General features: G+C 60.1%; 8 protein-coding genes. 6 read left to right on the forward strand and 2 right to left on the reverse strand.

The window, feature by feature from the left end:
- Positions 1–21 precede the first annotated feature (21 nt).
- Genes RA26_RS14565 through RA26_RS14575 form a run of 3 tightly spaced genes read left to right on the forward strand, consistent with a single transcriptional unit; the run spans position 22 to position 2,835 of the window.
- Positions 22–690 (forward strand): TRAP transporter small permease, encoded by a 669-nt coding sequence (locus tag RA26_RS14565; protein ID WP_039184611.1) that lies wholly within the window; start codon positions 22–24, stop codon positions 688–690.
- The gene (locus tag RA26_RS14570) at positions 690–2,048 is read left to right on the forward strand and encodes a TRAP transporter large permease (protein WP_019296368.1); all 1,359 of its coding nucleotides are present in this window, start codon (positions 690–692) and stop codon (positions 2,046–2,048) included. The genes RA26_RS14565 and RA26_RS14570 overlap by 1 nt, the downstream gene beginning before the upstream one ends.
- 13 nt (positions 2,049–2,061) lie before the next feature.
- Positions 2,062–2,835 (forward strand): IclR family transcriptional regulator, encoded by a 774-nt coding sequence (locus RA26_RS14575; RefSeq protein WP_039184613.1) that lies wholly within the window; start codon positions 2,062–2,064, stop codon positions 2,833–2,835.
- A 469-nt stretch (positions 2,836–3,304) separates the two neighbouring features.
- On the opposite strand, the gene RA26_RS14580 is transcribed toward RA26_RS14575, so the two are convergent.
- Together RA26_RS14580 and RA26_RS22670 are read right to left on the reverse strand one after the other, a co-directional pair.
- Positions 3,305–3,655, reverse strand: coding sequence for an META domain-containing protein (locus tag RA26_RS14580; protein ID WP_193747623.1), 351 nt, complete (start codon positions 3,653–3,655; stop codon positions 3,305–3,307).
- A 116-nt stretch (positions 3,656–3,771) separates the two neighbouring features.
- Positions 3,772–4,002 (reverse strand): hypothetical protein, encoded by a 231-nt coding sequence (locus tag RA26_RS22670; RefSeq protein WP_152612614.1) that lies wholly within the window; start codon positions 4,000–4,002, stop codon positions 3,772–3,774.
- A 3-nt stretch (positions 4,003–4,005) separates the two neighbouring features.
- On the opposite strand from RA26_RS22670, the gene RA26_RS14585 reads away from it, so the two are divergent.
- The 3 genes from RA26_RS14585 (at position 4,006) to RA26_RS14595 (ending at position 11,529) form a co-directional block, all read left to right on the forward strand.
- Entirely contained in the window at positions 4,006–9,501 is a 5,496-nt protein-coding gene (locus RA26_RS14585) for a hypothetical protein (RefSeq protein ID WP_152612615.1), read from the forward strand.
- Positions 9,502–9,520: 19 nt separating this feature from the next.
- Positions 9,521–10,225 carry a CpXC domain-containing protein gene (locus RA26_RS14590; protein WP_039184619.1) on the forward strand — a complete coding sequence of 235 codons (705 nt, stop codon included), beginning with the start codon at positions 9,521–9,523 and terminating at the stop codon, positions 10,223–10,225.
- 263 nt (positions 10,226–10,488) lie between these two features.
- Complete coding sequence (locus RA26_RS14595) at positions 10,489–11,529, forward strand: NAD-dependent epimerase/dehydratase family protein (RefSeq protein WP_039184621.1); 1,041 nt, start codon at positions 10,489–10,491, stop codon at positions 11,527–11,529.
- Positions 11,530–11,739: the final 210 nt, after the last annotated feature.

Genomic DNA, 11,739 nt, shown 5'->3' on the forward strand with positions numbered 1-11,739 from the left:
GGGCAATGAGGGGAGGAACAAATGCAGCTTTGGCCGGATATCGCCGCCATTTTCAGCGCCTTCGCGTCCCAGGACAGCTGGGAAATCCGCAATGCCCTGGAAAGCAATGCCGCCTGGGTGCTGGGCACCGCCGCCGCCGCGCTCGGCGGCCTTCTGGTGATGCTGGTCTACCGGCTGGTGCCGTTGCTGGACCGCCATCTGGAACGCACCATCATGGTGTGGAGCTACCTGGCGATTGCCTTCATCATCTTCTGGGGGGTGATCGACCGCTTCGTGTTCAAGAACCAGCAGCCCTGGTCTACCACGATTCCGCCGCTCTTGTTCATGATCATGGCCTGGTTCGGGGCGGCCTTTAACGTGCGGCTGCGCACGCACCTGAGTTTTTCTGAGTTCCGCACCATCATGCCCCGCTGGGCGCAGATGGGTTGCCTCACTCTGGATGCATTGCTGTGGTTCGGCTTTGCTGTGATCGTTTTTGTCACCACTACCCGGCTGACCGCATTGTCGGCCTCCAACTTCCAGATCGTGCTGGGCACCGACAGCGTGCTGCAATGGTGGTTCCTGATCACCGCGCCCCTGTCCTTCGTCCTGATGATCGCGCGGGTGTTTGAAAACCTGGCTGACGACATCCGTAATTACCGCAGTGGCGCGCCGCTGATCAAACAGGCCGTGATCGGAGGAGACGTGTAATGGATACGGGAACCTGGGTCACGCTGATCTCGATTGGGGTCACCTTCCTGTTCATGCTCGGGGTGCCGGTGCTGCTGGTCATCGGCTATTGGGTTATCGGCTGCTCCTTCGTGCTGGGTCTGACGCTCGACAACATGGGTGCCGAGCTTCTCAATGTATTCAACAAGGGCTTTGCCCTCCTGGCGATGCCGCTGTTCATCCTGACCGGCGACTTGATCAACCAGTCCGGCATCGCCCGACGCCTGTCCGATTTCGCCTATGCCTGTCTTGGCTGGATGCGCGGCGGGCTGGCGATGGCTTCGCTTGGCGCCTGCGGCCTGTTTGCTGCCATTTCAGGCTCTAACTCCGCAACAACGGCCACCATCGGCTCGATGCTGCACCCGGAGATGGTCAAGGGCGGCTATGACGAGCGGTTCTCGGCCGCGACCGCAGCCGCAGGCGGAACCGTCGGCATCATCATTCCGCCGTCGATCATCTTCATTGTCTACGGCTTCCTGATGAACCTGCCGATTTCCGACCTGTTTGTCGCGGGTATCCTGCCCGGCGCAATGATGGTCATCGGCATGCAGCTGGCCTGCTGGATCATCTGCCGCAAGAACGGCTGGGGCTTCCTGATCCCCTTGCAGCTGAACCGGGTCCTGAAAACGGCCTTCGGCGCCTGGCTTGGCTTCTTTGCTATAGGGCTGGTGCTGTGGGGCATCTACACCGGCAAGTTCTCCCCTACTGAGGCGGCGGGCGTGACCGTTGGATTCTGCGTGATTGCGGGCGTGCTGTCCTGGGTGGTCACCAAAATCACCGGCGCCCGCAGTGACAAGACATGGGAAGAAAAATCCTATGCTGAGATGCTGGTGGTCGAAGGATTCACCATTCCGCAGATCCCCGGCATCGTGGTGCGCTCGGCCCAGATCACCGGCATTCTGGCGCCGCTGATCGCAATTTCCGTGGTGATGCAACAGATCCTGTCGCTCCTCGGGGCGCAGCAGGCCATCGGCGGGTTTGTGACTTCGATGGGCGGCTACCATGCGGTGCTGTTCACCTCGATGGTGATCGTGTTCTTCTCCGGAATGGTGCTGGAAAGCCTGCCGGTGACCATCATCCTGGCACCGATCCTGGCGCCCATCGCCGCTTCTGTCGGGGTCGACCCGATCCACTTCTCAGTGATCTTTCTGGTTGGTGCCTCCATCGGCTTTATCACTCCGCCTTACGGACTGAATCTCTATGTCGCATCGGGTGTGACCGGTGTTCCGTATTTCCGCCTGCTCCGCTATACGGTTCCTTACCTTGCAGCCCTGATCGGGGTCTGGGTGCTGGTCTCCCTGGTTCCTGACTTCGCGCTGGTGCTGCTGCCCAACAAGTAGCGATGAGGCCGCGATGGCAGCGGATGCACCGGAAAAGAAAGAGGGGCAGATCCCCACCAACCTGCGCCTGCTGGTGCTGCTAGAGGAGGTTGTCCGCCGCGGTGTTGCGGTGAAGCCGGCCGAGATGATTGAGGCCATGGGCTTGCCCAAGCCTACAGTGCACCGGCTGATGCAGACAGCTGAGGCCGAAGGCTTCCTGCAGCGCGACCTTGACGGACGGGCCTACGGGCCCGGCCCGCGGCTGCGTAAGCTGGCATTCAACACCATGTCGTCGGAGCATCTGCGCACCGCCCGCCTTAGCATCCTCAAGAGCGTGGCCGAAGAGCTGGGCGAGACCTGTAACCTCGCCACGCCGGACCGGGAGGGGATGATTTATCTTGACCGGGTGGAGACCAAATGGCCGCTGCGTATTCAGTTGCCAATTGGCACTCAGGTTCCATTCCACTGCACTGCCAGTGGCAAGATGTATCTATCGACACTGAAGGCAAACACCCTTGACGCGGTGCTGCGGGCCCGGTCTCTGGAGGCGGTGACCTCAAAAACCTGTACCGACCCTGATAAACTCAGTGCGGAATTGGCGGCCATTTCCAGCCTCGGCTACTCCACCGATGATGAGGAATTCATTTCTGGAATGGTCGCGGTTGCAGTCCCTGTACAAGACGCTCGCAACCGTCTGATTGCCACACTCTCAGTCCATGCTCCGGCCCAACGCCGAAGCCTGCAGGAACTGATGGAGTTCCTCCCAGAACTGCAGAAGGCTGCATTGGAACTGGCTCGTTTGTCCTGACGGGTCAGATCGAAGCACGGTCAGTGCTGGAGACTTTCACGATTCAACGAGGTCAGCCCGGTTTGCGCTATTGCGCTCCTAGTCTTTACCTGTCGGCCTCCATGTATTGTTTGAGACTACTACTCTCAAAGGTGGCAACGATGTGCTGGCTTCAGAAACGCTGAGAGAAGCTCGGAAACCGCAGGCTTTGGCGTTCAAACAGGTTTCTGAAACCGAGTTTAATGACAGCGGATTAACTGGAATAGCGCCTTAAGGCTCTCCATATCCGAACCGTGAAATGAGCCGCAAGACCACCTGCGAGCTGCTTGCCATGGCCAAAGGCCGACCGCCGGGCAAATCGGTTTGCATCAGCCCCCATGTGGCGGCCAGGCATTCACTGGCGCACCCCAGCACTCCGGGTCAAGGACAACAGCGCACGCAACCAACCTGATCAAGGAGGAACCGATGGCATAGCCGCCCGGGCACTGTGTTAGCCAGTCAGCCGCTTGGCCCATAGCAGTGGCTGATCAAAGTTATACATCACCAGCTGCCCTTCCTCATCCACTTCCATGCGGTTGACCAGACCGATCTGCTGCATGAAGTCCCTTTCGATGACCATGGTTTCTTCGTCACATAGCCCGCCACCTGTCTGGACAGGTGAAAACATCAGGTTGAGCAAGTCAGGTCCGAAGGTCGTTGTGAAACTGCGGCAGGGGCTGGAGCCATAGAGCGTGCCAGCGTCAAAATCGAACCGCAGTTCATCGAACGGTTCCAGGTCGACGTCCTTGACCTTCTGAATGACCCAGGCGCCGTCGAGGTCTGCTGCCGTGGTTGAAGCCATGGAAATTCCTCCGCTCTGTCCGGTCCCGCTATCAGAGGCAAAAGTGTACACAGCCAGCCCGCCGCAAGCCCCTGCAAAGGCGGCGAAAATCGCGGCCTGGGCGGGGCGCAGGCCCATCATTCGGCAGAACCGTCTGGCTTGAACATCATCAGCGTCTCACCTTGATGCGCATCGGTTTTGAGTCTGCGCAGCCTGAGGCGATTGACAAGAAAAAAATCTTGCTGGACTCCGGGTTCCATGCGACGCTTAAGGTAGCGCGATGTTAAATCGTTAATTTTAAACAGTTTTTTAGTCTGGGGAGCTGCTCCATGCCTCTTGACGGATCCGCCGCAAAAGAAATCAAGCAACAGATGGCAATCGCGCGCAAGCGCGAGTTGGCCTTCGGGTTGTGCTTCGGCAAGAAAATCGAAAACTCGGTTTTCCTGACGCACAAAACCAAGGCGGCCAAGGTTTTGGGCAAGCAGGCCAAATCCGACGGAGAGACGCCGCAGTTCACCTTCGGTACGCTGAAGCTGGACGGCAAGGAACTGTCGATGTCGGTGGAGGGCAAGATCGTGCCCGGCATGGCCCGCAAAACCAAGAAGATGTTCATGGTGGTCGGGCTCAAATACAAAATCCTCATTCTCGACCCTTCCGGGAATGTCGTCGAATCAGAAGATGATGACGAAGATGAAACAGCGGAGGATACCCCTCAGGCTGCTCCGGCTGCCAGCGGTGACACCGCCACCGAAGCGCCGTCCGAGGCGCCAGCCGCCCCCTCCGCCGAACCGGATCCGGCAGAGGCCAAGTGGAAAACCACTGCCGCCAAGGTGGAGGCAAACATGGCCAAGCTTCGGGACATTACCGGCATTGACCTCTCCAAGGCAGAGGCGCTATGGAAGGCGATCCAGGCCAAGGCAGATGGAAGTGGTTTTGCCGCCGCTTTGGAGCATGTCGCCAAGCTCTCCGCGGAGATGAAAACCGCCGCCCAGGACGCGGCCGCGCAGGCAAAGCGGCAAAGCTTGCTGGAGGGTAAATGGCAGCAGGCAGCGACCAAGCTGGAGCCGCTGATCGGCGAGGTGCTCGCACTGAAGACCGCGCAGTCGGAGAAGATCGAAACCGTCTGGATACAGATTAAAGCCCGCGCCGCTGCCATCCCGCCGGATTATGAAGGCGCGCTTAAGGCAGTCGGCCCGCTGGCCCAGGCCATTTCCAAGGCCCGCCAGGCCGCCGCGGACACCGGCGGCGAGGAGGCTCCGGCAACCGCCGAGGCGACGGCAGGCGATGACGGCACTTCCACAACCACCAAGCAAGAGGCACCGGCCAAGGCGCCGGAGCAGGCTGCTCCACCCTCCGGCGACACCACCAGCGAGACCGGGGATGCTACTGTCGACGAACAGATCGCCCGGATCGAGGCCGCGCTTAAGGCGCTGAAGGACGGGCCGGTCAAGACCTACAACACGATGGTTCCGGAAGCAGCCAGCCAGACACCGGACAAATGGAAAGCCGCGCTCGACAAGGTCGCAGCACTGGCCGCACAGGCCAAGGCTAAGCCAGAGGACGCCAGCGGCGCCAAGTTGGATGCCGGTGAAAAGGCGCTGGATGCGCTGGGAAAGGCGGTTGCCGCCGACACCCAGGCCAAGACCACCTTCCAGAAGGCGCTGGAGATCTTTGATCTACGGATGGTTCCGCTGACAAGCCACCCCAAAGCCGCAGCACCTGAAATCGCGCCAGAGATCACCCGCATCAAGGGCTTGCGCACCGCTGCGGTGGACAAAGCCAAGGCGCACGACCTCAAAACCGCCGCCGCCGACCTGGCCGCGGCCGAGATGGAGATTGCCAAGGCTGAAATCCTGGCAGATGAGTTCGCCCATTTCATGGCGCTCGACCCCGACCGCAAGGCGCTGGCCGATGCCGCCCGCGGAGTTACCGTCGGCGATCCGGCGGTGGACGCCACCGCACGGGAGATGGAGCGGCTCTACGACGCTGCCCAGCAGGACAAGGCCGCCAAGAAATTCAAGGACGGCATCCAGAAGCTGGACGAAATAGCGAAGGCTCATGAAAGTACCGCCAAGGTGCGAAAGCAGCGCAAGCTTTATGAAGACTGGCGGCCCAAGGCCAAGACCTGGGTCGACAGCTGGGCAGGCCTTGCTGCGCCGGTAAAGGCACTGCTGCAAGACAAGCTGGATGAGGCCAACGGTTATTACACCAGTTCAGACGTGGCCACGAGCAAGGACTACACCGAGTCTATCAAGCTTTTGGGTAAGTTCTGGGATATCCGCCCCTTCATCGAAAAGGAAATCCCGGTTGTTCAGCAGTACGGCCCCAAGCTCACCGCATTCGAGGCTAAACTGAAGGAGTTCAAGGACCACGACGGCGCGTCGGGCATCCAGGTGACCATCCTCAAGATGGAGGCCGACCTTGCCTCTGCCAAGGCTGAGGCGGTGCTGCACAAATACTCGACCGCCCTGACCCTGCTGGACGCCTCCCAGGGCGATTGGCCCGCTGCCACCGCCCAGGCGGACGCCTGCAAGGCCTACAAGGAAAAACGTGTGGCCGTTCAGGGTAAAATCGATCCCCTGAAGAACGTGCCGCAGGCTGCAGCGATGTTGGAAGACGCCAAGGCACTGATGGCGGAGGCAGCGGCAGCGGCGCTGAAACTGGATTTCACCACTGCCAGCAACTGCGTGGCGGACGCCGAAAAACGGGTGGACAGCGCCAAGGCCGCGGCAGAGGCCTCGGTGGAGCTGGACGGGATGACCGACACCGCCGCGCTCGACGATCTGAAGAAGAAGTGGGAACCGGCCTTCAAGATCTTCACCGATATCCGCGACAAGGTGGTCGCGGCAGATACCGGCAGTGATTTCAGCGGGCTGATCGCCAAGGCCCAATTGCCCGCGGCGGAGGCCGAAAAAGCCAAGACGGCCAAGAAATACGATGATGCCCGGGCGCATCTGGACAGCGCCATCTCGAACCTGAAGATGGCGATGGTGCTGATCCACCAGCACCGCGCCTACGGCGAGCTGAAGGCCTCGCTGGCGGCGCAAATTACCGCGCTGGCACCGCTGAACGATGCCAATTGCCTGCAGCCGCATATCGACGACGCCAACAAGCTGAGCGGCGAAGCGGACGATCTGATCAAGCCGGAAGGCTATGACTACAAGGGCGCCGAGGCCAAGATCGCCGCCGCGCGCAAGATCGTGGAGCAGGCCCGCGCCGACGGCGAGCTGTTCAAGACCATCAAGGCGGACCGCACCAAGGCCGCCGCGATCATCACCAAGATCACCACCGAAGGCGGCGATGTCGAAACCCAGCTGACCCACCGCAAGACAGAAGTCCAGGACCTGCTGGACGAAAGCACCGCCAAACAGAACGCCCGCGACTTCAAGGCCGCCGCCGAGAAGGCCAAGGCCGCCGCGGGCTGGGAGAAGGCAACAGACGAGGATCTGAAGACCCTGAAAACCGTACTGGGCTGGGAAACCCCCTTCTTCAAGACGCCGCGCGCCACGCTGATCGGCCCCGGCAAGGAGGCCGGGGTACACCAGATCGCCCGCGCCGATGCGGACTTCGCCAAATATGAAGCGATGAAGGCCGCCCACACCTATTCGGCCGCGCTCAGGATGTTCGAAAAGGCCTATCAGAAGATCGAGGCCTGCAAGCTCCTGCTGGCCGCAGCCGCGCCCTACGACCAAACTGTGACAGACACTCAAGCGGCGGTGGATGCGCTGGCGCCGGAAAGTAATGATGCCACCAAGGACCGGATCAAGACGCTGACCGACCGCCTGGCGGCCGCCAAGCTCGACACTGCTCGGACCGATTTGACCGACAACGATTATACCCAGGCGATCAAGCTGCTGAAGCAGATCGCTGAGGACGCCAAGGCGCTGCTGAAGTCGGTCAAGGGCTCGTCCGATTTCGAACCCGCCCGCGCCGCCGCCGAGGCCAAGCTGGCCGAGGCCAAGGGCCACAAACACGCCGACGCGATTCAGGCTCAGCTGACCCGGCTGACCGCAAAATACGACAACCTAACCAAGTTGGCCGCCAGCGATTATGCCACCGCCAAGACCATGGCTGAGGAAGTGGTCAAATCTGCCGAGGAGGCGATCAGCTCCGCCAATACCCATGGCATCCTTGAAGCCGTGAACTCTGCAATCGGCGGCGACGAGGATAGCGCACCCTGGTGGCCACAGGTTCAGGCCGCGAAACTTTCGATCAAGGCAGTGGGCAGCCGCGAGAACGCCGACGTCGCCAAGACCCATCTGGACACCGCCAATGCCGAGATCGAGAACTGCCAGAAGGACGGGCTGGACGCCAAGACCGCCAAGGGCCATCTCAAGGCAGCGCTGGAGGCCTGCAACACTGCCAATGAGGTGATCTCACAATATGCCTTCATAGCGCAGGAAATCGCCCGCGCCCGAGCCGCCCTGCCGCCCGTCACAAGCCACGCCGAGGCCGCCTATGTGAAGGATGAGGTGGACGCGGTTGCAAAGCTGCTGGACGGTGCCGAAACAGCCGCCAAGGGCGGCCAGAACTATGCCAAGGTCAGTGCCGATATCGAGGCCGCCATCGCCCAGACCAAAACCGCTCTGGAAATGGCGGAGCAGCACAAGCAGTACAAGGAGCTGCGCGCCAAGCCGGAGGTCGAGCCGCGCCTGGCAGTGCTGGAAAAACACGAGCACCGCTACGCCATCAAGCCCAGCATCGACACCATGCGCAAGAAGCTGGGTGATGCAGCGGCGGCCGTGTCGGGCAAAAAACCGGGCGACAGTGTAAAGCTGCTGGAAGAGGCCCGCGCCATCGGCACCAGCGCCTTTGTGATGGCAGAAATGCGTGCCAACACACCGCCCAAGGAAGACGATATCAAGGAAATCCTGTCGCGGCCCAACGGCACCGCGGAACTGGATGCGATGATCGACAACCTGGAGCCGGAGGCGCAGCGCGCCGTGGTCAAGGTTGCGTTTAAGGCGCGCTTCGGCTGCGATATCAAGAACTTCAGCAACGAAAACCTGGCTCCGGCCTCAGAGATTGCCGACAACAACCTGAAGGGGCCGAATATCGTTGCCTTTTACAAGGCAATGCAGGACCTGCCGCTGGATCACACGCTGAACAATGACTCGCTGCAAAATTTCGCCGTGAACGAGGCGGCCAAAGGTGGTTCAATGTACCAGGGAGACAAGAAGCGGATTGTGATGCATGAGGGCGACGCCGGAGCGTCGCCCAACTATGCCTTCGGCAGCGATGACGCGGTGGGCAGCCTGGATGATGCCGCCACCCCGGGAGAGCGTGCGGAACTGGAGAAATGCAAGCCCGCCAATGAAGAGCCGGTCACCTTCTTTAACTGGAACACCCTGCATGAGGTTGGCCACGCGGTCGACGACAAGCATGGTTTCATGAACAGCAATGGCAAAAAGAAGGAATACGGAGGCTGGACTGAGCATGGTATGGATATCTCCGGCATCGCGGACAAGATTGCCAAGAAATTCAGCTATGACACCGCCTATGTCACCGAATACATGGCGCATAACAAAAGTGCCCATGTGCCGCCCAGGCCGGAAGACGAAGCATGCACCGACGAGGAGTGGGAAAGCCGCCGCATCCAAATGGAGGCCTTTGTCGATATGGCGTCTGAACCAGCCCAGCCCTGGTCAAGCATGGCCACTGCCAAGAAGCTGGCGATCGGCGGGGTTGTCTACCAGGAAAGCTACCCCAACGCCTGGAACTCATACCTGCTGGGCGAGCGGGCCAAGGGGATCACAGGCTACCAGTTCCGGGCGCCGGGGGAGTGGTTCTCAGAGCTTTATGCCGCCTATCACTCCGGCAAGCTGAAGCCGAACCACCCCGCCGTTGGCTGGCTGTCGAAACTCTGACCCGTTGAAAGGCTGACCAATGTCCCTATTTCACCCTGTCAACCTGGTCTGCCCGCACTGCGAAGCGCCGGTGACTATGATGGCCGTGGGAAGCGTGAACGCTGACCGCCGCCCTGACCTGCGCGAAGACATCCTGGAGGACCGGTTCCAGGACACCGGATGCGGTGCCTGCGGCGAAGGCTTCCGGCTGCAGCCGCAGTTCAACTACCTGGATGCGGGCCGCGGACAATGGATCGCGGCAATGCCGGCCAGCCGCTTGCGCGACCACCTGGAACTGGAGGACGAAGCCAAGGCGCTGTTTGACACCAGCTATGGGGCGCAGGCTCCAGCGGCAGCGCGCGACGTTGGCAACGGCCTGGCGGTGCGTCTGACCTTCGGCTGGCCCGCGGTGCGGGAGAAACTCCTGATCAAGCAATTGGGTCTTGATGACACAATTGTCGAGATGATGAAGCTGCACATCCTGCGCAGCGTGGAGTCGGTTCCGATTGCCGAAGGCATCGAACTGCGCCTGGTCGAGGCGGATGAAGAGGCTGATGGCTATGTCTTCGCCTGGCTGGAAACCGGGTCAGAACTGTTTCTCGAATATATGACAATCCCGGCGGAGCTTTACAGGGCCATCCAGGGCAATCCTGAAGGCTGGGCAGCGATCCGGCAGCGGCTGGAGAACGGCTGCTTCGTGGATATGCAAAAGCTGTACATGGGCGAAGGACGGCGACCTGGCTGATGTTTGCCCGCCGTTGGCTTAAAGAACGGGTACAAGGCAGCTGGCGGGCCTGGTTTTATAGGTAGACCTCGTATTTTTGGTAAGTGGCACGGGCTAGGTTGTTTAACCTTTCCGATGGCTTGCGTATTGGGCAAGGCCACCGGGTATGGCGTGACCCAACCCGGTTTGGCATAATGTACAGCGGATGCCGTGGCACCCGCAAAAACAGCACCATCGCGCCGGGCTTCAACCTTGGCAGCTCAGAAAGATCCAGGAGCAGACTGATGACCCAGCAAACCGTTCTTGTCACCGGGTCATCCGGCTTCATTGGTTACCACCTGTGCCAGTTGCTGCTGGATGCCGGCTTTCGCGTTTTGGGTATCGATAATCTCTCTGACTACTATAGTGTCCAGCTCAAAAAAGACCGTCAGGCGATGCTGGAACAGCACCCGGATTTCACAGTGGTCAACCGCAGCATTGAAGAGCCGGGTATCATGCAGGATCTGTTTGCCGCGCACAGGCCGGAATACGTCGTGCATCTCGCAGCCCAGGCCGGGGTTCGTTTTTCTATCGAAAATCCGCGATCTTACTTGGAAAGCAACATAACCGGCACATTCGAAATCCTGGAGGCTGCCCGCGCTTATCCGCCGCGCCACATGCTGCTGGCCTCCACGTCGTCGGCCTTTGGGGCCAATACCGGAATGCCTTACAAGGAAACCCAGAAGGCCGATCACCAGATGTCCTTCTATGCCGCCACCAAGAAGGCGACTGAAAACATGGCGCATTCCTATGCGCATTTGTTTGGCCTGCCGGTTACCATGTTCCGCTTCTTCACCGTCTATGGTCCATGGGGGCGGCCTGATATGGCCTTGTTCAAATTCACCAAGGCGATCCTCGAAGGTACGCCGATAGACGTTTACAATTTCGGCGACATGAAACGTGACTTTACCTATGTCACTGATTTAGTTGAAGCAATCCGCCTGTTGCTGGATGCAGTGCCGGTTCGCCCGACAGACGGTGTTGTGCCGGAGGGTGACAGTCTTTCGCCGGTCGCGCCGCACAGGGTCGTCAATATCGGAAATTCTGAGTCCGTCCGGCTGACCACATTTATAGAAGCTATTGAAGCGGCGACTGGCTGCAAGGCTCAGCAGAATCTGATGCCTATCCAGGCTGGCGACGTGCCGGCGACCTGGGCTGATGCGTCGCTGCTGCAAAGTCTCACGGGCTACAAGCCGCAGACTGACGTGCATGAGGGCATTTCACGCTTCGTGGATTGGTATCAGGATTACTTCCACGCAGCAGTTTTGCCGCATGCCGCTGGATGAGCAACTTTCCGGCATGCAGCGAGTGTTGTTGCGGCCGCGGCCCTTGCTTCTGGTGATTTCGGGCTGATCTGACCGGGCTTTCGCGGGCTGCGCCTGCGGCGGCAGGCTGCGTTAAGATCCCTTAAAATTTTCCCAACATGCGGGCTAAAGTGTTGATAATGTACTAACTTTTGCCACATCCGCACCCCGGCGCGCACGCAGGGGGTGTCT

Origin of the sequence: Leisingera sp. ANG-M7, from assembly GCF_000813965.1 — a bacterium.
Lineage (GTDB): Bacteria > Pseudomonadota > Alphaproteobacteria > Rhodobacterales > Rhodobacteraceae > Leisingera.

Excerpts from the sequence above, each read along its gene's own strand:
- RA26_RS14565 (WP_039184611.1), top strand. The coding sequence starts at position 22 with ATGCAGCTTTGGCCGGATATCGCCGCCATTTTCAGCGCCTTCGCGTCC.
- RA26_RS14570 (WP_019296368.1), top strand. The coding sequence starts at position 690 with ATGGATACGGGAACCTGGGTCACGCTGATCTCGATTGGGGTCACCTTC.
- RA26_RS14575 (WP_039184613.1), top strand. The coding sequence starts at position 2,062 with ATGGCAGCGGATGCACCGGAAAAGAAAGAGGGGCAGATCCCCACCAAC.
- RA26_RS14580 (WP_193747623.1), bottom strand. The coding sequence starts at position 3,655 with ATGGCTTCAACCACGGCAGCAGACCTCGACGGCGCCTGGGTCATTCAG.
- RA26_RS14585 (WP_152612615.1), top strand. The coding sequence starts at position 4,006 with ATGGCAATCGCGCGCAAGCGCGAGTTGGCCTTCGGGTTGTGCTTCGGC.
- RA26_RS14590 (WP_039184619.1), top strand. The coding sequence starts at position 9,521 with ATGTCCCTATTTCACCCTGTCAACCTGGTCTGCCCGCACTGCGAAGCG.
- RA26_RS14595 (WP_039184621.1), top strand. The coding sequence starts at position 10,489 with ATGACCCAGCAAACCGTTCTTGTCACCGGGTCATCCGGCTTCATTGGT.